At 48.4% G+C, this 22,801-nt stretch carries 20 protein-coding genes and 6 tRNA genes; 23 read left to right on the forward strand and 3 right to left on the reverse strand.

What is annotated here, in order from left to right:
* Positions 1-337: 337 nt before the first annotated feature.
* A complete protein-coding gene (locus CBP12_RS06250; RefSeq protein WP_086963678.1) occupies positions 338-1,066 on the reverse strand; it encodes a sulfite exporter TauE/SafE family protein in 729 nt (242 codons plus the stop codon).
* A 141-nt stretch (positions 1,067-1,207) separates the two neighbouring features.
* On the opposite strand from CBP12_RS06250, the gene pth reads away from it, so the two are divergent.
* The 8 genes from pth to CBP12_RS06290 all read left to right on the forward strand — a co-directional run bounded on the left by pth (position 1,208) and on the right by CBP12_RS06290 (position 4,248).
* On the forward strand, positions 1,208-1,804 hold the full coding sequence (gene pth / locus CBP12_RS06255; RefSeq protein ID WP_086963679.1) for an aminoacyl-tRNA hydrolase: 597 nt from the start codon (positions 1,208-1,210) through the stop codon (positions 1,802-1,804).
* 59 nt (positions 1,805-1,863) lie between these two features.
* Positions 1,864-2,955 carry a redox-regulated ATPase YchF gene (gene ychF, locus CBP12_RS06260; RefSeq protein ID WP_086963680.1) on the forward strand — a complete coding sequence of 364 codons (1,092 nt, stop codon included), beginning with the start codon at positions 1,864-1,866 and terminating at the stop codon, positions 2,953-2,955.
* Between the two features lie 521 nt (positions 2,956-3,476).
* Positions 3,477-3,553 (forward strand) — tRNA-Met (locus CBP12_RS06265).
* A 4-nt stretch (positions 3,554-3,557) separates the two neighbouring features.
* Positions 3,558-3,632, forward strand: a tRNA-Gln gene (locus CBP12_RS06270).
* An 81-nt stretch (positions 3,633-3,713) separates the two neighbouring features.
* Positions 3,714-3,788, forward strand: a tRNA-Gln gene (locus CBP12_RS06275).
* Between the two features lie 113 nt (positions 3,789-3,901).
* Positions 3,902-3,978 (forward strand) — tRNA-Met (locus CBP12_RS06280).
* A gap of 7 nt (positions 3,979-3,985) precedes the next feature.
* Positions 3,986-4,070 (forward strand) — tRNA-Leu (locus CBP12_RS06285).
* A 103-nt stretch (positions 4,071-4,173) separates the two neighbouring features.
* Positions 4,174-4,248: transfer RNA gene (locus tag CBP12_RS06290), tRNA-Gln, on the forward strand.
* Between the two features lie 202 nt (positions 4,249-4,450).
* Here the strand turns inward: CBP12_RS06290 and CBP12_RS06295 are convergent.
* Positions 4,451-5,620 (reverse strand): FAD-dependent monooxygenase, encoded by a 1,170-nt coding sequence (locus CBP12_RS06295; RefSeq protein WP_086963681.1) that lies wholly within the window; start codon positions 5,618-5,620, stop codon positions 4,451-4,453.
* A 207-nt stretch (positions 5,621-5,827) separates the two neighbouring features.
* Between CBP12_RS06295 and miaB the strand changes: the two genes are divergently transcribed.
* The 5 genes from miaB (at position 5,828) to lnt (ending at position 11,336) form a co-directional block, all read left to right on the forward strand.
* Positions 5,828-7,258 carry a tRNA (N6-isopentenyl adenosine(37)-C2)-methylthiotransferase MiaB gene (miaB, locus tag CBP12_RS06300; protein ID WP_086963682.1) on the forward strand — a complete coding sequence of 477 codons (1,431 nt, stop codon included), beginning with the start codon at positions 5,828-5,830 and terminating at the stop codon, positions 7,256-7,258.
* A gap of 159 nt (positions 7,259-7,417) precedes the next feature.
* Positions 7,418-8,431 (forward strand): PhoH family protein, encoded by a 1,014-nt coding sequence (locus CBP12_RS06305; RefSeq protein ID WP_232455170.1) that lies wholly within the window; start codon positions 7,418-7,420, stop codon positions 8,429-8,431.
* Positions 8,428-8,892 carry an rRNA maturation RNase YbeY gene (gene ybeY / locus CBP12_RS06310; RefSeq protein WP_086963684.1) on the forward strand — a complete coding sequence of 155 codons (465 nt, stop codon included), beginning with the start codon at positions 8,428-8,430 and terminating at the stop codon, positions 8,890-8,892. The genes CBP12_RS06305 and ybeY overlap by 4 nt, the downstream gene beginning before the upstream one ends.
* Before the next feature lie 9 nt (positions 8,893-8,901).
* Entirely contained in the window at positions 8,902-9,783 is an 882-nt protein-coding gene (gene corC, locus CBP12_RS06315; protein WP_086963685.1) for a CNNM family magnesium/cobalt transport protein CorC, read from the forward strand.
* 2 nt (positions 9,784-9,785) lie between these two features.
* Positions 9,786-11,336, forward strand: coding sequence for an apolipoprotein N-acyltransferase (lnt, locus tag CBP12_RS06320; RefSeq protein ID WP_086963686.1), 1,551 nt, complete (start codon positions 9,786-9,788; stop codon positions 11,334-11,336).
* 93 nt (positions 11,337-11,429) lie between these two features.
* On the opposite strand, the gene CBP12_RS06325 is transcribed toward lnt, so the two are convergent.
* The gene (locus tag CBP12_RS06325; protein ID WP_086963687.1) at positions 11,430-11,915 is read right to left on the reverse strand and encodes a zinc ribbon-containing protein; all 486 of its coding nucleotides are present in this window, start codon (positions 11,913-11,915) and stop codon (positions 11,430-11,432) included.
* Between the two features lie 122 nt (positions 11,916-12,037).
* On the opposite strand from CBP12_RS06325, the gene leuS reads away from it, so the two are divergent.
* The 10 genes from leuS to CBP12_RS06375 all read left to right on the forward strand — a co-directional run bounded on the left by leuS (position 12,038) and on the right by CBP12_RS06375 (position 22,800).
* Positions 12,038-14,632 carry a leucine--tRNA ligase gene (leuS, locus tag CBP12_RS06330; RefSeq protein ID WP_086963688.1) on the forward strand — a complete coding sequence of 865 codons (2,595 nt, stop codon included), beginning with the start codon at positions 12,038-12,040 and terminating at the stop codon, positions 14,630-14,632.
* A gap of 82 nt (positions 14,633-14,714) precedes the next feature.
* Entirely contained in the window at positions 14,715-15,200 is a 486-nt protein-coding gene (locus tag CBP12_RS06335; protein WP_086963689.1) for an LPS-assembly lipoprotein LptE, read from the forward strand.
* Complete coding sequence (gene holA / locus CBP12_RS06340) at positions 15,200-16,219, forward strand: DNA polymerase III subunit delta (protein WP_086963690.1); 1,020 nt, start codon at positions 15,200-15,202, stop codon at positions 16,217-16,219. Before CBP12_RS06335 ends, holA begins: the two co-directional genes overlap by 1 nt.
* 104 nt (positions 16,220-16,323) lie before the next feature.
* A complete protein-coding gene (gene nadD, locus CBP12_RS06345; protein WP_198341894.1) occupies positions 16,324-16,974 on the forward strand; it encodes a nicotinate-nucleotide adenylyltransferase in 651 nt (216 codons plus the stop codon).
* Between the two features lie 34 nt (positions 16,975-17,008).
* A complete protein-coding gene (rsfS, locus tag CBP12_RS06350) occupies positions 17,009-17,350 on the forward strand; it encodes a ribosome silencing factor (protein ID WP_086963692.1) in 342 nt (113 codons plus the stop codon).
* The gene (rlmH, locus tag CBP12_RS06355; protein WP_086963693.1) at positions 17,350-17,820 is read left to right on the forward strand and encodes a 23S rRNA (pseudouridine(1915)-N(3))-methyltransferase RlmH; all 471 of its coding nucleotides are present in this window, start codon (positions 17,350-17,352) and stop codon (positions 17,818-17,820) included. Before rsfS ends, rlmH begins: the two co-directional genes overlap by 1 nt.
* Before the next feature lie 2 nt (positions 17,821-17,822).
* Entirely contained in the window at positions 17,823-19,715 is a 1,893-nt protein-coding gene (gene mrdA / locus CBP12_RS06360; RefSeq protein WP_086963694.1) for a penicillin-binding protein 2, read from the forward strand.
* Entirely contained in the window at positions 19,708-20,814 is a 1,107-nt protein-coding gene (rodA, locus tag CBP12_RS06365; protein ID WP_086963695.1) for a rod shape-determining protein RodA, read from the forward strand. The genes mrdA and rodA overlap by 8 nt, the downstream gene beginning before the upstream one ends.
* An 11-nt stretch (positions 20,815-20,825) precedes the next feature.
* Positions 20,826-21,803 (forward strand): lytic murein transglycosylase B, encoded by a 978-nt coding sequence (gene mltB, locus CBP12_RS06370; protein ID WP_232455171.1) that lies wholly within the window; start codon positions 20,826-20,828, stop codon positions 21,801-21,803.
* Positions 21,781-22,800 (forward strand): septal ring lytic transglycosylase RlpA family protein, encoded by a 1,020-nt coding sequence (locus tag CBP12_RS06375; RefSeq protein ID WP_086963696.1) that lies wholly within the window; start codon positions 21,781-21,783, stop codon positions 22,798-22,800. Before mltB ends, CBP12_RS06375 begins: the two co-directional genes overlap by 23 nt.
* The last annotated feature ends 1 nt before the right edge of the window (position 22,801 follow it).

Consider the following 22,801-nt stretch of genomic DNA (forward strand, 5'->3'; position numbering starts at 1 on the left):
CCGTCAGGTGCCGCACATCCGGACATCGCCCTGCTCTTAGGTTTAAAGGAAAAAAGAAAAGTGCGAGATACCGGGGCGAGCCCGTTATGACGGCCAACAACCAAAACCGGCGTGTTGCCGTGCCCCGTATGACGCCGTGGGGCTGGGGCTTTTTTATGCCGTCATCCTGATGAAAACCAGGATCTGGCTTTTAGCCTTAGGTCTTAACGATAAAAACGAGATACCGGGGCAAGCCCGGTATGACGGCTAGTGACTAAACCAGCGGGTTGGCGAGCCCGGCATAACGGCCAGTGACTAAACCGGCGGGTTAAAAATTCTGGAATTTTTAAGAGGCCAATTAACTATAAAACCTGAAAAAATAGTAACCGCTTAAGCCAATGCCAAAGGCGACGATGCCCCAAGCTAAGAGCTTAGGATTGACCCAAGTTAATACTTGCGCTCCTAATTTACCGCCAAGCAAATAGCCCAGTGCCAGTACTAGCCCACCCTGCCAATACACTAAGCCTGAGAGCGAATACACCACAATCGTAGCGCCACTGGCTAACAGAGATAAATAAAGCTTAATAGCATGTTGCTCTAAATTAGAGCCCATGCGTAACTGCCCCGTAATGGACATATAAAGTACGCCCAAGCCGCCACCAAAAAAGCCGCCATAGAAACTGCCACTTAGTAGCAAAGGCCAAGCTAATGGGCGCAGCACTAATGGGCCTTCAAATCCGGTTTTACTTAGTAGTTGGCGGGCATATAACAGGCTAACGGTAAGCAACAGCCAAGGTACCCAATAATTAAATTGGCTGGCATCAAATTGCACTAGCACTAAGGCCCCTAAGCTCCCCCCCACTATGCCAATAACACTGAGCGCCACCATAGGTGCGCCCCTTAATTGGCGGCGCAATCCCCAAAAGGCACTGATATAACCTGGCCAAGAGGCCACGTTGGCCGTGGCTACAGCCGTAGTACTGGGCACGCCAAGTGCTAGTAAAGCTGGTAGCGTAAAAAATAAACCGCCACCGGCTAAGGCATTCGTAACGCCAGCTAACAATGCCCAGCCTAGTAATTCAAACATGCATATTCCTTCGTTAAAAATCTTGGCACTCTCTCTTTACTGCCATTTTCGCGCTATTATGGCGCTTTCTTACCACTAAGGTGGCCATTATTGGCGCTCTTAATTAGAATGTGGCGTAATTTTTCACGGCCAAGTTAGCATATGACCCCTATCAAACTCATTGTTGGGCTCGGTAATCCGGGGCCAGAATACGCACAAACTCGCCATAACGCTGGCGTTTGGTATGTGGCCGAATTGGCACGCATGCACGGTATCACGCTTAAAGAAGAAGCCAAGTTTTTTGGTTGGACAGCGCGCGCGCGCATTGAAGGCCAAGATGTACGGCTATTAGTACCGGCCACCTTTATGAATTTATCAGGGAAAGCCGTCGGCGCCATGGCCAATTTTTATCAAATTGAGCCCGAGGCGATCTTAATCGCCCATGATGAATTAGATCTCAACCCTGGGACCGTGCGTTTTAAAAAAGGCGGCGGCCACGGTGGTCATAATGGCCTGCGCGACTCGATAAGCAGCCTTGGCAATAATAAAGATTTTTATCGACTGCGCATCGGCATTGGCCATCCAGGGCATAAATCTCAAGTGGCGGGGTTTGTTCTTACTAAAGCACCGGCGCCTGAGCACAGCTTATTAGAAGCCGCCGTCGATGAAGCGGCCCGTTGTACCGATATTTTATTTAAAGATGGCATTAATAAGGCGATGAATCGCCTGCATGCCTTTAATGCAGACACCACTCCATAACTTTTTGCTTAGCAATCTTAAAGTCATTACTTTTAGTTATCACAGTCAGGACACACATCATGGGTTTTAAATGCGGTATCGTAGGTTTACCTAACGTCGGTAAATCCACTCTGTTTAACGCGCTTACCAAAGCTGGCATTGAAGCGGCCAACTTTCCTTTTTGTACCATAGAGCCTAATACCGGCGTCGTTCCGGTGCCAGATAATCGCCTAAATGCGCTGGCAGAGATCGTAAAACCGCAACGTATTTTAACCACCTCCATGGAGTTTGTAGATATCGCTGGCTTAGTGGCAGGGGCGTCTAAAGGAGAAGGCTTAGGCAATAAGTTTTTAGCCAATATTCGAGAAACCGATGCCATTGGTCATGTCGTGCGCTGCTTTGAAAACGACAATATTATTCATGTCGCCGGTAAAGTGTCACCTAAAGACGACATTGAAGTCATTAATATTGAGTTGTCATTAGCGGATCTTGATACCTGTGAGCGGGCCATTCAGCGCAACAGTAAAAAAGCCAAAGGCGGTGATAAAGACGCTAAGTTTGAAGTGAGCGTTTTAGAAAAATTGTTACCCGCATTAGAAAATGGCCAAGTACTGCGCAGTGTTGAGCTCAGTAAAGAAGAGAAAGAAGCCATCGATTATTTAAACTTCTTAACCATTAAGCCCACCATGTACATTGCTAACGTTAATGATGATGGCTTTGAAAACAATCCTTACTTGGATCAAGTACGCGAAATTGCCGCCGCCGAAAACGCCATTGTAGTCCCCGTATGTGCCGAGATGGAGTCGGAAATTGCCGAGCTAGATGCCGATGAAGCAGCGGAATTTATGACCGACTTAGGCATTGAAGAGCCTGGCCTTAACCGCGTGATCCGAGCCGGTTACGAGCTACTGAACTTACAAACCTACTTTACTGCCGGTGTAAAAGAAGTTCGTGCTTGGACGATCCCCGTGGGTGCCACCGCGCCCCAAGCGGCCGGTAAAATTCATACCGACTTTGAAAAAGGCTTTATTCGCGCCCAAACTATCGCCTTTGACGACTTTATTGCCTTTAAGGGTGAGCAAGGCGCCAAAGAAGCCGGCAAACAACGTGCCGAAGGTAAAGAATATGTGGTGAAAGACGGCGACGTATTGAACTTCTTATTTAACGTTTAAAGCAACGCCTAGCTAAAATAAAGCACCGCTCCCATAAGGTTCGGTGCTTTTTTATTTCGTTTACATCATGAGTTATTACAAAAATACTTAGGCCTTTGATTGGTAACGACACTCGCCCTTTTTACCTAGGATAAGCACAAAATAAACAGCGCGTTATGGGTGAGAGCTAACATCTAGCCTAAATGAGAAGCGCCTTTACTATAAATAAGCGGTTAGGCCCTTATCGCATCTTACTATTTGCGTGCGCTGCCTGTTCGTGCGTGGCAAAAAAATCGTTAATCTTTACTCTTCTTTCTGCTGCACACTTTTAGCTCACCGCTCATCTTGCTAAGCGCCAAGCGCTCGGTGCTAATTTTGCTCATTAGTCAGGCGAAGCGTTTACTTTATCGACAAACGAGCCCCATAAGGTCTTTTAAGTCTAAAAAGCGGTTGACGCTTATCACTTGGGTACGCATAATGCGCCCCGTTCCCAACAAGATGTGTCTAGGCAAACGCTTGCATATTAAATTAGGAACAGCAGTGGCTATGTAGCTCAGTTGGTTAGAGCACATCACTCATAATGATGGGGTCGCAGGTTCGAATCCCGCCATAGCCACCATAGTTGGGGTATCGCCAAGCGGTAAGGCAGCGGGTTTTGATCTCGCCATTCCCAGGTTCGAATCCTGGTACCCCAGCCACTTTCTTACAGAGTTCGCTTTGTAAAAAGATAAAAATTTGTAAATGGCTGATTTTATGCTATAAATATCAACCATCTTTGTTGGGGTATCGCCAAGCGGTAAGGCAGCGGGTTTTGATCTCGCCATTCCCAGGTTCGAATCCTGGTACCCCAGCCATCTTTGTTACAAGAATTTATTGTAAAAAGATAAATATTTGCAATGTAAATCGATTAAAAATAGCCTTGATTTTCAAAAGAAAAATAGGCATATTAGCCTCGGTTTACAGAAGTGGCTATGTAGCTCAGTTGGTTAGAGCACATCACTCATAATGATGGGGTCGCAGGTTCGAATCCCGCCATAGCCACCACTTTTTAGCGGGAGTGGCGAAATTGGTAGACGCACTAGATTTAGGTTCTAGCGCCGAGAGGCGTGCGAGTTCAAGTCTCGCCTTCCGCACCATATTTAAGATGTTATTAAGTGCAATAAACTTAATGAGTCTGGGGAAATAACACTGAGTTAGCTTAACGCTGGTTAAGCAGTAACTGAGTGAGTAATAAAAAATTGGGGTATCGCCAAGCGGTAAGGCAGCGGGTTTTGATCTCGCCATTCCCAGGTTCGAATCCTGGTACCCCAGCCATATTAAGTAAAAAAGCCGACTCTTGAGTCGGCTTTTTGCTGTCTAGCGTTGGGCTTACGGAAGTAACAGCTCAATGCCTCAAGGCGTGATCTAGTAGCTATGGCTAAACCCGAATTTTGCTAGCCTCGCCATTAAGTAATAAGCCGACCGTGAGGGTGGCTTATTACTCATAGCGTGTAGCGTTTAACCTAAGGCGCGGCCCTTAAAGCCCCATGGCATATTTCATTACCCGATTTTTTAAAGGGCCGCTGCGCTGTGCCGCCGCCAATCCTAGGTTCCGAAATAATTTAAGGGGTAAAATATCGTTACTAAAGGTGTGATAACACACATCCATCGCCGTTTGCATTAACAGGTTATCGGGGCGACGAGCGCGCTGGTAGCGTGCTAAGCGCTCGGGGGCGCCAATATCTAATTGCGCCTCTACGCCTTGGCTCACCAGCTTTACGAGCGCGGCTACATCCTTAAAGCCTAAGTTAACGCCCTGCCCCGCTAAGGGATTAATGGTATGAGCGGCATCTCCTAATAACACCACCCGCCTGCTGACATAATGATTCGCATGGCGACGGCGCAGCGGGAAACTGCCTTTATTTAGTACGCTAAAATTTCCCATACGCTTTGGAAAATGGGCTGCTATTTGCTCTGCCAATCGATTGTTATCAAGTTGCGCCAGCGCTGCAATACGCTCTTTATCGTCATACCACACTAAGCAGCCTTGCTGAGCCCCCAAGGGTAAAAAAGCGCGCGGCCCGGTCGGCGTAAATTGTTGCCACGTCATATCAGACTCAAGCTGGTCAGCTTCAATCGTGATTAACATGCAAGACTGGCCATAATCCCACGCGCTAATACCTATCTCTGCTAGCTGGCGAGTCATAGACTCGGCCCCATCGCAGGCGAGCACTAAGCGCGCTTGTAACTGCGGGCCATGCGTTAAGGTTAAGGTGGTGGCACTTTGTTCTTGGCGAAGCGCTTGTAGGCCATTGGGGCAGTCGAGTACCACATTAGAATACGATTTAAGCGCAGCCCACAGTCCTAGCTGAATAATGCGATTTTCCACCATATAACCTAAATGGTCACAGCCTAAGGAGTCGGCCTTAAACTCACTATGAAAGCCTGGCCATTCATACGCTGCTAAGCGCTGATAAGGCCAAGCACGCATCGCTTGAATAGCTTGCCAAGCGTGAGCTTTTTCTAATAACGCCACCGAAGTCGCACTTAAAGAAGAGACGCGTAAATCAAAAGGCTGTTCGGCGCTAAACTCGGCTGCTGGTTTAGCTTCTATTAAGCGAATTGCCAACCCAGTGGGCGCTAATAACGCCGCGGCTAAGGCCCCCACCATACCGCCACCTATAATGGCAATATCACATTGTTCCATGGCTTACCTCATGAATGTTTTGTCCATGTTAGCGTAAAAGCGCTTCATTTTATGGCTCATTAAGCCTCAGCATCCCACGCTCGGCCTACGCTGTCTATTGGATATTATCTGGTCACTAGCGCGAGAAAGGAGTAGAATTTGGTGCCTGATCCCATGTCCCTTGCCGTATACCTTTACCGGCATATCGGCCGTAATTTCAAGAGTGCCATGAGCAAAAAACTTCATATTAAAACCTGGGGCTGTCAGATGAACGAATATGATTCATCTAAGATGGCTGATTTACTCGACGCCACCCACGGCTATGAGCTCACCGACGATCCTACCGAAGCGGATGTGTTGTTGCTTAATACCTGCTCTATCCGTGAAAAAGCCCAAGAAAAAGTCTTTCATCAACTCGGACGCTGGCGTCCTCTTAAAATGATCAACCCAAAGCTGGTGATAGGGGTAGGCGGCTGTGTGGCGTCTCAAGAAGGGGAAGCCATCCGCGCCCGCGCCCACTATGTGGACCTCGTCTTTGGCCCACAAACACTGCATCGTTTACCGGCGATGATTAAAGCCGTGCTTGAGGGCAATGGTGCTCAAGTGGATGTGGCGTTTCCTGAAATTGAAAAATTCGACAATTTGCCTGAGCCGCGCGCCGAAGGACCCACCGCCTATGTGTCGATTATGGAAGGCTGCTCAAAATATTGTTCTTTTTGCGTCGTACCCTATACCCGAGGCGAAGAAGTCAGTCGCCCTCTAGACGATGTGCTTTACGAAATTGCCCAGCTCGCCGACCAAGGGGTGCGAGAAGTTAATTTATTAGGCCAAAACGTGAATGGGTATCGTGGTGACACTCACGATGGAGAAATTTGTACCTTTGCCGAGTTATTACGCTTAGTCGCCTCCATCGATGGCATTGATCGGGTGCGCTACACCACCAGTCATCCTATTGAATTTACCGATGACATTATTGAAGTCTATAAAGATACGCCAGAATTGGTTAGCTTTTTGCACTTGCCTGTACAAAGTGGCTCAGACCGAATTTTGACGCTAATGAAGCGCCCGCATACCGCGCTTGAATATAAGTCTAAGATCCGTAAATTACGCGCCGCCCGCCCAGACGTGACCATTAGCTCTGACTTTATTATTGGTTTTCCTGGGGAAGATGAAGAAGATTTTGCACAAACCATGAAGCTTATCGAAGACGTAGGCTTTGATTTAAGCTATAGCTTTATCTTTAGCGCCCGCCCCGGCACGCCGGCGGCAGATTTACCCGATGATGTGCCCATGGAAGAGAAAAAAGCGCGCTTAGCCCGCTTACAAACGCTAATTAATAATCAAGCGCAACAAATCAGTCGCCAAATGATGGGCACCACTCAGCGTATTTTAGTGGAAGGCCCCTCTAAGATAAATCCAATGGAATTACGCGGGCGCACTGAAAATAATAGAGTAGTAAACTTTGAAGGCCCCCATACCGCTATTGGTGGCTTTGCCGATGTAGAGATTATTGAAGCACGCCCTAATAGCTTACGCGGAAGATTTATCCGTGATGAAACTGAAATGGGTTTGCGCGTGCAAACCTCGCCAAAGAGTATTTTAAGTCGCCGCCCCGATGGCGTGGCCGATGACATAGGCGTGGCTACTTTTACACCTTAACATTAGGGTAAGGAATGAGGCGTGAGAGGTAAGGTACGCAGATGAAGTACCCACCCACAATGTCGTCACTAATAGGCTGTATCTTGTGGTACAGCCTTTACGGTTTTACCTCTTTACTATTTATCACTTACGCTTCACGCTTAAATAACAGGAGTTATTTTGACAACGACTGTAGAACTGGAATTGCAGCCTGCCGATGGCGCACGCCTAGCTAGCCTATGTGGCCCGCTAGATGACAATATTAAACAACTCGAGCGCCGCTTAGGCGTGGCCATCAATTATCATAATCAGCATTTTAGCATTGCGGGTAAGCCCGCTCAGATAAACATAGCCTGCGAATTACTGAAAGACTTATATGTCCAAACCCAACCGCTTCGCGATCAAGGCGTACCTGATATTACGCCAGATTTAGTGCACTTATTAATACAAGAAAGCCAAACTCTTGAGCAAGATATTCGCCCCGATGCCCATCATATCTATGACAAAGCACTCACCATTAAAACTAAGCGCGGCTTAATTAAACCGCGCAGCCCTAACCAAGCTAATTATATTGCGCACATGTTAAGCCATGATATTACCTTTGGCATTGGTCCGGCGGGCACAGGTAAAACTTATTTGGCAGTGGCGGCGGCGGTAGATGCCCTAGAGCGCCAAGAAGTGCGCAGGATCTTATTAACTCGCCCCGCGGTAGAGGCCGGTGAAAAGCTGGGCTTTTTGCCAGGGGATCTTAGTCAAAAAGTAGATCCTTATTTGCGCCCACTTTATGATGCATTATTTGAAATGCTTGGCTTTGAGCAAGTAGAAAAACTCATTGAGCGCAATGTAATTGAAGTGGCGCCATTAGCCTATATGCGTGGGCGCACCCTAAATGATGCATTTATTATTCTCGATGAAAGTCAAAATACTACGCTCGAGCAAATGAAGATGTTTTTAACGCGCATCGGCTTTAACTCGCGCGCCGTAGTAACCGGTGATATTACTCAAGTCGACTTACCGCGCAATGCTAAATCTGGCCTGCGCCATGCAATGGAAGTATTAGACGGCGTTGAAGGCTTGTCATTTAACTTTTTTGAAGCCGAAGATGTGGTGCGCCATCCCGTCGTGGCTCGTATAGTTCGCGCCTATGAGCTATTTGATAATCAACAGCGAAGTCACGATGAGGGTCAGTCATGAAACTGTGGTTAGACTTACAAATCGCGACCGCCCCCTCACCCACTCTGCCCCGAGAAGCAGATATTTTACAGTGGATGCAAGCGGCCCTAAAAGACGAGCGTGATGAAGCAGAAGTGACCTTGCGCATCGTGGACGAAGCCGAGAGCCAGCAACTCAATCTTGATTATCGCGCTAAAGATAAGCCCACCAATGTGCTATCTTTTCCGTTTGTAGCACCACCAGGGATTAATATCCCGTTACTGGGTGATTTAGTGGTGTGTCGCCAAGTGGTAGAGCAAGAAGCACAAGACCAAGCTAAGTCGCTTAACGCCCACTGGGCGCACATAGTGGTACACGGCTGCTTGCATTTACTGGGCTTTGACCATATTAAAGATGATGAAGCCGAGATAATGGAAGCAAAAGAAATTGCCATCTTGGCAAGCCTTGGCTATGCCAATCCCTATTTAGATGATGAAGGTTAAATTAGGTCAATGAGCGACGATAATTCGAACTCAGAACACGGTTCGTCCGCTAAGAAAAACTGGCTAGAAAAACTAGGCCAACTTTTTCAGGGCGAACCGAAGAATCGTGAAGAGTTAGTAGAAGTGATCATGGAAGCCAGTCAGCGTGAGCTGATCGATCAAGACACCAAAGACATGATTGAAGGCGTACTCGAGGTTAGCGAGTTAAGAGTACGCGATATTATGATCCCCCGCTCACAGATGGTCACGGTGGAAAAGTCCCAACCGGTGTCGTCATTTTTGCCCATGATTATTGAGTCTACGCACTCACGCTTTCCGGTGGTTAATGAAGATAAAGACCACATAGAAGGCATTTTGTTAGCAAAAGATCTGCTGCAATACGGTTTTTCGCTAAACGACGATACTTTCGCTATCGATAAAATATTACGCCCCGCTGTGGTGGTACCAGAAAGTAAGCGCCTAGATAAGCTGCTAAAAGAATTTCGCCAAGAGCGTTATCACATGGCCATCGTCGTCGATGAGTTTGGCGGTGTATCAGGGCTGGTGACCATTGAAGATATTTTAGAATTGATTGTTGGCGACATTGAAGATGAATTTGATGCCGAGGAAAGTGAAGAAATCCGACAAATTACGTCGCGCGTCTATTCAGTCGCCGCCCTCACCGATATCGAAGACTTTAACGAGTTTTTTAATACCGACTTTAGTGATGAAGAGGCAGACACAGTAGGTGGGCTTGTGATGCACGCCTTTGGCCACTTACCTGCTAAAGGAGAACAACTGGAAATTAATGGCTTTATCTTCAAGGTGGCCCACGCGGATCGTCGACGTTTGCTGCAATTACAGGTTAAGCTGCCCGCTACCCAGGACTCAGCTACTTCGGATACTTTATAACCGTGCGCCATTTTTTACCCAGCCTCATTGCCCTATTAAGTGGGGTAATAGGGGTATTTGCTTTTAGTCCTTTTGATTACTGGCCATTGGCACTGGTGTCTTTGTTTGGCTTGTATGCCAGTACCCAAAACTTAGCACCCAAATTAGCCGCTAAGCGCGCCTTTATCTGGGCCTTTGGTTTTTACCTATATGGCTTGTGGTGGATCCATAACAGCATGACGCTGTTTGGCGGGATCCCCTTATGGGTGGCTTTTTTATTGGTGGCTTTATTAGCCGCTTATTTAAGCTTATATACCGCCGCTGCCATTTGGTTGGCACAGCGCTTAGTGCCCGCACGCGCCTGGCGCGCATTGTTAGTATTACCCGCCCTTTTAATTGCCGCCGATTGGTTACGCGGCTGGGTACTCACCGGTTTTCCGTGGTTATGGTTTGGTTACAGTCAAGTCGATGGTCCCTTAGCCGCACTGGCACCGCTGGCGGGCGTACAAGGCATTAGTTGGCTGCTTATCTTCTCTGCAGCCAGCGTGTGGTTATTACTGCAACGCCACTTTCGCTGGTGGCCAAGTGTCGCCACCTTAGTGTTATGGGGTTTAGCCGTTGGCGCCAGCTCACTTTCTTGGGTAACGCCTACCCAAGAAAGTCGCTTTGCGCTGGTACAGGGCAATATCGAACAATCGCTAAAATGGATCCCAGGACATTTAGAGCAAAGCTTACAGCGCTATATTAACCTCACGTTACCGCTGCGCGATGCAGATGTGGTGATCTGGCCAGAATCAGCGCTGCCCAGTAGTGAACAAGAATTAGCGCCTTGGCTACAACAAGTGGATCGCCTAATGCGTGAACGTGGCCAAAGTTTGATTACCGGTTTAGTGTCACAACCCGACTCTGGTGAAACTTATAACTCGGTCATCACTTTGGGTAAAAACGCCATTCCTTATCAATTAGAGCACAGCAATCGCTACTATAAACAGCACCTAGTGCCCATTGGTGAGTTTGTGCCCTTTGGCGATTTATTACGACCATTAGCACCATTTTTTAACTTACCAATGTCTTCTTTTGCTAAAGGGCAAGCCGGCCAGCCTGACTTAAGCGTGGCAGGGCAGCAATTAAGTGTGGCTATTTGTTATGAAGTGGCCTTTCCGGGCTTAGTGCGCGCCAACACCAAACCCGACACCGATTACTTGCTTACCGTGTCTAACGATACCTGGTTTGGGCAATCAATTGGCCCTTGGCAGCATCAACAAATTGCGCGCATGCGCGCTCTAGAATTAGGCCGCCCGCTGATCCGGGCTACCAATAATGGCGTCACTTTAGTTACCGATGAAAAAGGCCAAATTCAGGCTCAATACCCGCAATTTACCATGGGCGTATTACAGGCTAAAGTGATGGGCACCACAGGGCTTACTCCCTATGCCAGCTTTGGAAGTGCGCCCTTAATGGCGTGGTTATTAATTAGCGCCTTAGTGGGAATTACTCAAGGTCGGCGCCAATACTACGGACATCAGCAGCGTCTTGCCGCTCAAGAAAACCTACGCACCAGAGCCAGAAGTTAACGCTGAACGCGGCACGAAAAAACACCGAGTCTTATCGACTCGGTGTTTTTTGCTTTAATGGGTAGCGTACGGCGTATCACGTACGGCTGTCTGTCAGAGCGCTAACGGTCGGCGAATAAAGCAGTCGTGATTGCACTCTAAACACGTGGTGAGTACTTCAGGGTGCGTCACTTCATGAGAGTGCGCACACAAGGTGCAATCAAAGCGCCCAGGACCCACTACCTCGCCGGCATGATACTCACCGTGATTAGTCAGCTCGGTAGCCAGCTCCTGCCACTCTAATTGGCTTTGGTCGGTAATATCGGACAACCAGCCCCATACGGTTTCTTTAATGCGTTGATAATAAAGGCTATCTCTAAAGTCTTCCCCACTGACTTCTAACTCAACCAAATCACGCTTAACGTATTCGGAGATCAAGGCAATTTCGTCTTTAGTTAAATCACTGGCCGCTTCCATATAGGCGCGGGTCTTATCTACTAATTCTTTAATGCTGGCATCTTCATTTTCTTGCCAGCGCTTTCTTAGCTCAGCAACAAACTGGTCATAGCCTTTTTTCTTTTTATGATCTTGATTATCCATCTGCTTTCTCCCTTAAGATGATAAGCACTAAGGGCGGCTATTGTTGCCTTTCCCCCCTAGGGTATTCTATGTCGATATTTCGCCGTGGTTTATCACCCATTTCTCAGATCCGGATGTCCCTAATGCAAGAGCAATACATTCCCCAAAACATTGAGCCCAAAGTACAAGAGCTATGGGCAGAACAGCAGACCTTTAAGGCTACAGAACAAGCAGATAAAGAGAAATTCTATTGCCTCTCTATGTTTCCTTATCCTTCTGGCCGACTGCACATGGGGCATGTACGTAACTACACCATAGGTGACGTTATCTCGCGTTATCAACGCCTGCAAGGTAAAAATGTTATGCAACCCATAGGTTGGGATGCTTTTGGCTTGCCAGCAGAGAACGCCGCTATTAATAATAAGACGGCACCCGCACCTTGGACCTATGAAAATATCGACTACATGAAAAACCAGTTGAAGCGCTTAGGCTTTGGTTATGATTGGAGCCGAGAGTTTGCTACCTGTGACCCAGAATACTATCGCTGGGAGCAGTGGTTTTTTACTAAGCTTTATGAGCAAGGTTTAGTGTATAAGAAAACCTCATCGGTCAACTGGTGTCCTAATGACGAAACCGTATTAGCCAATGAGCAAGTTAATGACGGCTGCTGCTGGCGCTGTGACTCGCCGGTGGAGCGCAAAGAAATTCCACAGTGGTTTATTAAAATTACCGACTATGCCGATGAATTACTCAGCGAGCTAGATAATTTAGATGAATGGCCCGAGCAAGTTAAGGCCATGCAGCGTAACTGGATTGGCCGCAGTGAAGGCGTCACCTTACGCTTTGCCGTAGCCGACCAAGCGCCCGTGCAAGCTCAATCATTTGAAGTGTATACCACTCGCCCCGACACTCTGTTTGGCGTTACTTATGTAGGCATTGCCGCAGGTCACCCGCTCGCCGAGCAAGCCACAGCCAATAACCCAGCGCTCGCGGCCTTTATTGAAGAGTGCAAGCACAACAGTAAAGTGGCTGAAGCAGATGTAGCGACCATGGACAAAAAAGGCATGGCCACAGGGTTATATGCCATCCATCCGCTAACGGGTAAGCAAGTCCCTATTTGGGTAGCCAACTTTGTGTTAATGGATTATGGCTCAGGTGCCGTAATGTCAGTACCGGCTCATGATGAACGCGATTATGAATTTGCCAAACAATATGGCTTAGACATTATCCCGGTTATTAAGCCTGAGGACGGTAGCGAGCTCGACATCACCAAAGAAGCCTATACCGAGCATGGCATCCTGTTTAACTCAGGCTCCTTTGATGGCTTAGACTTTGCAGCGGCCTTTGATGCTATCGCCGATACCTTAATCGAGAAAAATCTCGGTCAACGTACCGTTAACTATCGCCTGCGCGATTGGGGCGTGAGCCGACAGCGTTATTGGGGGGCGCCTATCCCTATGCTGAACTTAGAAGATGGCTCAGTGGTCGGAGTGCCTGAAGCAGACTTACCGGTGGTGTTGCCAGAAGATGTGGTGATGGATGGCATTCAAAGCCCCATTAAAGCGGATCCGGAGTGGGCAAAAACCACTTATAATGGCCAGCCGGCACTGCGCGAAACCGATACCTTTGACACTTTTATGGAGTCTTCTTGGTATTACGCGCGCTATTGTAGCCCGCACAGCGATAACGCCATGCTCGACTCTGAAAAAGCCAACTATTGGCTGCCAGTGGATCAATATATTGGCGGCATAGAGCATGCGTGTATGCACTTATTATATTCACGCTTTTTCCATAAATTACTGCGCGATACCGGCTTAGTAAATTCCGACGAGCCCTTTAAGCGCCTACTTTGCCAAGGCATGGTATTAGCCGATGCGTTTTACCATACCGATGACAAAGGCGCGCGCACTTGGGTAAGTCCTTTAGAGGTAAGCGTTGAGCGCGATGAAAAAGGGCGCATTAAAAAAGCCCAAGACTCCGAAGGCCACGATTTAGTGCACACCGGCATGACTAAAATGTCTAAGTCAAAAAATAACGGCATAGACCCGCAAGTTATGATTGATAAATACGGCGCCGATACCGTGCGTTTGTTTATGATGTTTGCCGCGCCCGCTGACATGACGCTGGAATGGTCAGATGCCGGTGTGGAAGGCGCTCAGCGCTTTATTAAACGCCTGTGGCGTTTAGTCTATGAGCACCAAGCTCAAGGCTCAGTGGCACAACTGGATGTGGCCAGCTTAAACAGCGAGCAAAAAGCGCTACGCCGTGAAGTACACAAAACCATCGCTAAAGTGAGCGATGACATTGGCCGTCGTCAGACCTTTAATACCGCTATTGCCGCCATCATGGAGTTGATGAATAAGCTGACTAAAGCCGATGGCAGTGATGCGCAAAACCGCGCCTTGTTGCAAGAAGCGCTCGCGGCCATCACAGTGATGCTGCATCCTATTATTCCTCATACCTGTTTTGAATTGTGGCAAGCGCTAGGTCAGCAAGATATTGATCACGCTCCTTGGCCACAAGTAGACCAAAGCGCCCTAGTGGAAGATGAAAAGCTAGTGGTAGTGCAGGTGAACGGCAAGGTGCGCGGTAAAATTACCGTCGCCGCCGATGCCGACCAAGACACGGTGAGTGGCCTAGCGCAAGCGGATGAAAACGTCGCTCGTCATTTGGAAGATAAAACCATTCGTAAAGTGATTTACGTCCCTGGCAAGCTGCTAAATATAGTGGCGAACTGATCTTGTTGTAAGGCGTGAGATGTGCAAAGTGAGGGGGTGACATCTCACGCCTAACTCCTCACATCAGTTAAAGGAATATTTTATGCTTTATCGCATTAAAGCCAGCGTGCTGGTGCTACTGACCTTATTGTTGGTCGGCTGTGGCTTTCAATTGCGCGGTGGTGACAACCTCGCGCCTGAGTTACATAAGCTGGCCTTAGTGGGCGATAATAAAAGTCAATTTTATCGCTTAGTGTCGGCGCGCTTAAAAAGAGCCGGAGCTGAGCTGGTGCCAGTTAGTGCAGGGGTGCCTATTTTAAGCATCCAAGGACTTGGACAAGGAAATACCGTGGCCTCGGTTAACGATCGTGCCAATGCCTTAGAGTACGCCACTCGCTTTGGTACGCGCTTTACACTGGATATGCCCGATGAGACACGCCAAGTGTTTAACGTGACCTTTAACCGCAGCTTTCTTGATAAATCCGCACAAGCGCTGGCTTCTAGCCGAGAGCAGCAACAACTGCGCGAACAAATGGAGCAAGAAGCCGCTGAGCAAATTATTCGCCAACTTAACCGCTTAAGCTTCTAATGCGCTTATATCCTGAAAAACTGGCACATCATCTTCAAGCAGGGCTCGCGCCCTGCTATTTTATTTATGGCGATGAACCGCTTCTTAAGTTAGAAGCGCTGGATATGCTGCGCCAATGCGCGCGTAACAATGGCTTTGATGATCATCTTCGCTTTGACGCACCCAACCTAGAGTGGGACGACATATTTAGCGCCAGCCAATCATTAAGTTTATTTAGCCAGCGACAAATTATCGAACTAGCACTTCCCGAAAAGCTGGATAAAAACAGCGCCCAACGACTGGGCGAGTTACTTAAGCAATGTCATCCCGACTTATTACTTCTCATCACCGGCCCTAAACTAAATCAGCAACAACAAAAAAGCGCTTGGTTTAGTGCCATTAGCCAAGCAGGCCCTGTGATACTGGTGAATACCCCCGAGGGCAGCCATTGGCTACGCTGGCTACAGCAGCGCATCAAACAACATGGCTTACAAATAGATAATGATGGCGTGCAATGGCTAAGCTTAGCGTTTGAAGGGAATTTATTAGCACTAAATGGCGAGCTTGAAAAGCTCGCCTTACAGCAATTACCCTCGCCATTAAGTTTGGCGCTGTTACAAGAACAAGTGCAGCCCCATCATCAATTTAATCCCTTTCAATTATTTGACCCGCTGTTAGAGGGCAAAGTTAAGCGCGCCACGCGAATTTTACTGCAACTGCGCGCCGAGGGGATTGAAGCGGGCATGCTATGTCATTTATTTGCCCGTGAGCTCACCCCTTTAATACACATGCAGCTGGGCTTAACGGCAGGACAGTCCTTTTCTAAGTTGGCGGCCGAGCTGCATATTTGGTCTAGCCGCCAAGGCTTAGTACAAAGCGCACTGCAGCGCCTGCCGTTGGCTAAGCTACAACAATTACAAGCTATGTTAGGGGCGGCCGATGTGGCGGTAGCCAATTTTGAGGAAGACGAAGCGTGGCGCTGGTTATATAGCCTCTGCGTGGGATTTTTAGATGGCAAGAAGATGGGAATTAATCCATAAGCGGTGAGGGCCAATAGTGAGGAGTAAAAGATGAATACAATCAGCACAGGCGCGAATGGGTGGGTTGACCTTAACGCCTTACGCTTCATTGCTCACCCGAGAACATCATGAAGAACGCTATTGGTTTGTTGGGTGGCACCTTTGACCCTATTCATGTCGGGCATTTGCGCCCCGCTATTGCCATGTTAGAGCAGTTGGGCTTAAGCGAAGTACGCCTGATTCCAAATTATATTCCGCCGCATAAGGCCACGCCCGACAGCGATGCTAACCATCGGCTTAATATGGCGAAATTAGCGGCCGCAGCGACGCCCGGATTAGTGGTAGATGCGCGCGAGCTTAACCGCAACCGCCCCTCTTATACGCTTGATACGCTAAAAGAGCTAAGAGGCGAGCACCCTACTCGCGCTCTGTGTTTTATTATGGGTATGGACTCATTATGTAGCCTAGATAAATGGCATGGCTGGCAAGAGCTGCTCAATTATGCGCACTTAGTGGTGGGGCACAGGCCAGGCTGGCAGCCGCAATTTAATACCACTTTGCATGACTTTATCCAGCGCCATCTTACCGATGATGCCAGCCTATTAAGTAGCAAAACCCAAGGCCATATTTATCTTTTTAATAATCCGCAACTGGATATTTCTTCGTCACAAATTCGTCATTGCTTGCAAGCTGGGAACAATCCGCAATATTTGTTGCCAGAAGGCGTGCTCAACTACATTCGAGACAAGGGACTCTATCAATTGCACGTGTTATAATCCGCCGTCATTTTTTTATTGAGGAGCGCGCCCCTTGCAAGGTCAAGAATTGTACGATTTTATTGTTGATAAGCTCGACGATAGTAAAGCCCAAGACATCCAAGTACTGGATGTGGTTGGCAAGTCCACCATTACCGATTGCATGATCGTATGCTCAGGCACCTCTAGCCGCCACGTTAATGCCATTGCCGAGCGTTTAGTCATGGACGCCAAGCAAGCTAACTTAAATTATTTAAGTATGCAGGGTAAAGACTTAGGTGAATGGGTATTAGTCGACTTAGGTGATGTGATTGTTCATGTCATGCAAGATGAAACCCGTGATTTATACCAACTTGAAAAACTTTGGGGTGGCCCAACCGCTGGAGCGTCAGCCTAATGAAACTACAACTGGTGGCAGTGGGCACCAAAATGCCTGCTTGGGTCACCAGCGGTTTTAAAGAATACCAACGCCGTTTCCCGCGGGATTTGCCCTTAGAGCTTATCGAAATTAGTGCCGGTAAACGGGGTAAAAACGCCGATATTGAGCGTATTTTACAACGTGAAGGGGAACTCATGCTGGCGGCAGTGGCGAAGTCGGCACGTATTGTGACGTTGGATATTCCTGGTCGCCCTTGGTCTACGCCGCAACTGGCCACTGAATTGGAGCGCTGGCAAATGGATGGCCGAGATGTGGCTATCTTAATTGGTGGGCCAGAGGGCTTAGCGCCGGCATGTAAAGCCGCCGCTGAGCAGTCTTGGTCGCTCTCCAATTTAACACTGCCGCATCCTTTAGTGCGTGTTGTTACAGCTGAAAGTCTGTATCGCGCCTGGAGCCTCAACACTAATCACCCCTACCACAGAGAATAAGCATGGCCAAACCGCGAGTAAAGATGCGCGATCATGGCGCTGAGTCTTCTTTGTTTTGGCGACGCGCTGTTATTGCTTTTATTAGCATTACGGTGTTGATGGGGGTGCTGGTCGCCAACTTATATCATCTGCAAATTAATGAGCATCAAAGCTATCAAACGCGCTCCAACGATAACCGCATTAAAGTGGTGCCCGTGCCGCCAACACGCGGTTTAATCTTTGACCGAAATGGTATCTTACTAGCCGAAAACCGCCCCATTTACAGCCTAGAAATTATCCCTGAGCTGGCTCCCGAGCTAGAGCAAAACGTTGATAAGTTAATTGACTTACTGGATCTCGACCCCAGCGTAAAAGCGCGCTTTTTTAATGAAGTAAAGCGCCAGCGTCGTTTTACGCCAGTGGTATTAGTAAATCGCCTCGATGAAGACCAAGTGGCGCGCTTTAGTATTAATCAGCATAAATTTCCCGGGGCGGCCATTGAAGCTTACTTAAAGCGCTTTTACCCCTATCGCGATACCTTTACCCATGTCATTGGCTATGTGGCGCGCATTAATGATAAAGACGTCGCCCGTCTTAAAGCCGACAATAAACTGGCCAATTATGCCGCCTCCCAAGACATAGGTAAGCTTGGCATAGAGCGTTATTATGAAGATATGTTGCATGGCCAAACCGGCTATCAAGAAGTGGAAGTCAATAACCGCGGGCGCGTGATCCGCACCCTAAAATATCAACCGCCCATCCCAGGCAATGATATTTATCTTAATGTGGATGTGGGCTTACAAGTTAAAGCACAAAAACTCATGGCTAATCGCCGTGGGGCGGCCGTGATCATGACCCCCAAAGATGGCAAAATTTTAGCGCTCATCTCAAGTCCAAGCTACGACCCTAACTTATTTGTCCATGGCATCAGTGGCCCCGAATATCGGGCGTTATTGAATAACCCCGACCGCCCGCTGATTAACCGCGCCAGTCAAGGTATCTATGCCCCTGCCTCTACGGTGAAACCTATGCTAGCAGTGATGGGCTTAAACGAGGGCATCTTTACCCCAGGGACGCGATATTTTGGTGGCCCCTATTTTCAAATTCCGAATACCAAGCATAAATTTCGCGACTGGCGCCGCTGGGGTCACGGCTGGATGGATGTCTATCGGGCCATTGAAATCTCTGCCGATACTTTTTTCTATGACTTGGCCTATAAAGCCGGCATCGACACCATGCACGATTATATGAGCCGCTTTGGCTTTGGTGAATATTCGGGCATCGATCTGCACGAAGAAGCAAACGGTACCATGCCCTCACGGGATTGGAAGCGCGCTCGCCATAAACAAGCGTGGTTTCAAGGCGATACGATTTCGGTGGGTATCGGTCAAGGTTATTGGGCAGCGACACCTTTACAACTGGCGCGCGCCGCTACCATTTTAATTGATCATGGTGAAACCATACATCCACGCTTATTGCATGGCATTGGTACATCTGAGGGCATGATTTCTATGCCCATTAGTAAAGGCGAGCCCATTGAGCTGAAACATGACAGCTATTGGAATGTGGCGCTGGCTGGTATGCACAGAGTCATTAATGGCAAAGAAGGCACCGCACGGCGCGCCTTTGCCGACACGCCTTATACGGCCGCGGGTAAATCCGGCACGGCCCAAGTTTTCAGTTTGGCGGAAAACCAGCAATATGATCACGCCTCAACCAAAGAGCATCTGCGTGATAACGCCCTCTTTATTGGCTACGCCCCTTATGAAGATCCCGAAGTGGTAGTGTCTGTGGTGTTAGAAAACGTCGGCGGGGGTAGCTCCCATGCCGCGCCCGTGGCGCGTTCCTTAATTGACTTATATATGATCCCTGAAATAGAGCCCCCCGTTGACGACGAGGAGTCGGCCGATGAATAACCCGCATAATCGCCGCCCGCTGTGGCAAATACTGCATTTAGACTGGCCGCTATTTCTAGGCTTGCTCAGCTTATTGGGCGCCAGTTTAATCGTTTTATACTCAGCAACCGGTGAGGACGTCGATGCTCTTTTTCGCCAAAGCATGCGCATCGTACTCTCGCTGGTCATTATGCTGGGTTTAGCCCAATTACAGCCCAGTTTTTATGCTCGCTGGGCACCGCCCGTTTTTATTGTAGGGGTCAGCTTATTAGTGCTGGTGATGCTTATTGGTGATGTAGGCAAAGGAGCACAGCGCTGGTTAGAGTTTGGCAGCATTCGCTTTCAGCCCTCGGAGCTGATGAAACTGGTGATGCCCATGATGATCGCCACCTACATTAGTCGCTACCCCTTGCCGCCAAGCTTATTACGCTTAAGCCTGGCCTTGGGCATGGTGTTGGTGCCTACGCTATTAATTGCTAAACAACCCGACTTAGGCACCGCCCTGCTGGTGGTGGCCTCGGGCGTATTTGTTATTTTTTTAGCGGGCCTTTCATGGCGCCTAATACTGGCCGCGGCCATCGCACTGGGTGCGCTATTGCCCCCGCTGTGGTTTTTCTTTATGCATGATTATCAAAAACGACGAGTATTGACTCTGCTCAACCCTGAGTCTGATCCCCTCGGGGCTGGCTACCATATTATCCAGTCTAAGATTGCTATTGGCTCCGGCGGCTTATGGGGCAAGGGTTGGTTGCAAGGCACCCAGTCCCAATTAGAGTTTTTGCCAGAGCGTCACACCGACTTTATTTTTGCGGTATTAGCAGAAGAGTTCGGCTTAATTGGCGTTTGTGCACTGGTGCTGTTATACCTCTTCATTATTTGGCGAGGCTTGTATATTTCCATGCAAGCCCAAGGTGCGTTTCCTCGGCTGTTAGGCGGCGCACTTACGCTGACTTTTTTTGTCTATGTGTTTGTTAATATCGGCATGGTCAGTGGTTTATTACCCGTAGTGGGCATTCCTTTGCCCTTAATTAGCTATGGCGGTACTTCAATGGTGACGCTAATGGCCGGCTTTGGCATTTTAATGTCAGTGCACACTCATAAACGTTTATTAGCGAAATAAAAGGACTCTTAATGCGTATTGCTCTTCTTTCGGCGGCTCTTATCTTCGCACCTTTCGTTATGGCAAAAGAGGCTGTGCCCGAGCAAGCGGCTTGGGTAGAGGAGCTGGCCACTAAGTTTGACCTGCCGGTGAGCGAATTTGAGAACGCCCTCTCGCAAGCTACCTATCAGCAGGCCATTATAGATGCCATGACCCGCCCGGCTGAAGCCAAGCCTTGGCATGACTATCGCCCCATCTTTTTAACTGACAAGCGCATTAACGAAGGCGTGGCTTTTTGGCAAGCTAATCAAGCGCTATTAGAAGAAGCCGTGGCTATCTCTAAAGTCCCCGCCGAAATTATTACCGCCATTATTGGTGTAGAAACCTTTTATGGTCAACATATGGGCAACTATAAAGTGCTCGATGCTCTTTACACCTTAGGCTTTCACTATCCGCCACGGGGCGAGTTTTTCCGCTCTGAGTTTGGCCATTACTTAACGCTGGCTAAAGAGCAAGGGTGGGAGCTTGACCAACAAAAAGGCTCCTATGCTGGGGCCATGGGCATGGGTCAATTTATTTCCTCAAGCTATCGCCACTATGCGATTGATGCCAACTCTGACGGCGTGCGCGATTTATTTACCGTTGACGACGCCATTGGCAGTGTCGCCAATTACTTTTATGAGCATGACTGGCAATTAGATGAAGGCGTGGCTTATCCGGCAACCGTAACAGACTCAGATCCTGAGAAACTAGCCGCACTGTTAACGCCCGAATTAGAGCTAAATCACACTTGGGCTGAGTTTGTCGCCACCGGCATTGTCATTGATGAAGAGCTAGAGGCCGACACTCCCGTTAAATTGCTTAAACTTGATGGCGATAAGGGGCCAGAATATTGGGTGGTTAGACATAACTTTTATGTGATAACCCGCTATAATCGCAGTCCTTTATATGCCATGGCCGTCTATCAACTAAGCGAGCAGCTAAAACATGCCTATGAAAAAACCTTATAAAGCGTGTCTGGCGTTAAGCGTCTTACTGCTTGGCGCCTGCAGCTCACAAACGCCCATTGAAAAAGCCGAGCAAAAAAAACATGGCGCCCCAGCTAAAGGGGAAGTGCGCGATGCCCGCTGGCATAAAGAAACTGCCGGTGGGCGTTATAGTTTGCGCCAAGACGTGCCGCCAGAGGATGCCCCAAAATTAGATCACGTAAAAAATGCCGTTCCACGCTATGAACCCTATACCCGCGGCGGTAATAAGAATTACAATGTCTGGGGCCAAGACTATGAGGTTTGGCAAGAGGTAGAAAGTTATCGCGATGAAGGCATGGCTTCATGGTATGGCGCTAAGTTTCATGGTTTTGAAACCTCAAATGGCGAAGTCTATGACATGTATGCCATGACCGCAGCGCATAAGAACTTACCGCTGCCCTCTTTTGTGCGGGTAACCAATAAAGCCAATGGCAAGCAAGTCATAGTGCGGGTTAATGACCGGGGTCCTTTTCATGAAGGACGAGTGATTGATTTATCTTATGCCGCTGCTTATAAGCTGGGTATGCTAGCTACCGGTACTGCGCCGGTAAAAGTAGAGCTTATTAAAATAGCGCCCAATGGCAAAGAAGTACGCTTAGCCAAGCAAGGCGGCAATATTTTAAATGGCAAAGCCGTCAGCGGAAATCAGCTCTATGGCACTAATGCCAACAAGACTGCTAACAAAACTGCCAGTCAGCCGGTTGCTAGCACCAGTAGTGCGCTGCCTCGCCAACCCGTAGCACCTAAGGGCGCTAGCTCGGTGGCGGCTAAACATATTCAGCTACTGGCGACTCGCTCGCCCGACAAAGCCAAAGCGCTTGCCGCTAAACTGAGTAGAGAATATGGTTTTCCGGCGCGGGTTGAGCGCCAGTCAGAATGGTATCGTCTTCAGATGGGACCTATTCCGGGCAATCAGACTCAAGCCACCTTAAGCCAGCTCATTGCTCAAGGTTATGCTCAGGCTTATTTTATAAATTAAG

Origin of the sequence: Oceanisphaera avium (assembly GCF_002157875.1) — a bacterium.
GTDB classification, from domain to species: Bacteria; Pseudomonadota; Gammaproteobacteria; order Enterobacterales; family Aeromonadaceae; genus Oceanimonas; species Oceanimonas avium.